The following is a 492-nucleotide window of genomic DNA, read 5'->3' as shown; positions in this document are numbered from 1 at the left end:
GATCAGAATGCCACGGTGAATACGTTCCCGGGCCTTGTACACACCGCCCGTCACACCATGGGAGTGGGCTGCAAAAGAAGTGGGTAGTTTAACCTTCGGGAGGACGCTCACCACTTTGTGGTTCATGACTGGGGTGAAGTCGTAACAAGGTAGCGCTAGGGGAACCTGGCGCTGGATCACCTCCTTATACGATGATTATTGCGATGAGTGTTCACACAGATTGATGGTTTATAAAGTTTAAGAGACGATACTGGGTCTGTAGCTCAGGTGGTTAGAGCGTTCGCCTGATAAGCGAGAGGTCGGTGGTTCGAGTCCACTCAGACCCACCAATTCCCATCCCAAGGAATGTGGCACACAGTATCAACACCTGATGGGGCTATAGCTCAGCTGGGAGAGCGCCTGCCTTGCACGCAGGAGGTCAGCAGTTCGATCCTGCTTAGCTCCACCATCTTTAAGCACATTTGCTTAAGTGTTCTTAAAAATGGTTTTCAT

General features: G+C 50.8%; 2 tRNA genes and 1 rRNA gene. All 3 read left to right on the top strand.

The features are described 5' to 3' along the window. Positions 1-187: ribosomal RNA gene (locus DPF93_RS21180) — 16S ribosomal RNA — on the top strand; the annotation flags it as partial. Between the two features lie 65 nt (positions 188-252). Continuing rightward, positions 253-329, top strand: a tRNA-Ile gene (locus DPF93_RS21175). Positions 330-372: 43 nt separating this feature from the next. Further along, positions 373-448 (top strand) — tRNA-Ala (locus DPF93_RS21170). Positions 449-492 lie beyond the last annotated feature (44 nt).

The sequence above is a fragment of the Vibrio rhodolitus genome (assembly GCF_003350325.1).
Classification (GTDB): domain Bacteria; phylum Pseudomonadota; class Gammaproteobacteria; order Enterobacterales; family Vibrionaceae; genus Vibrio; species Vibrio rhodolitus.
This window is presented reverse-complemented; position numbering and strand designations above follow the sequence as displayed.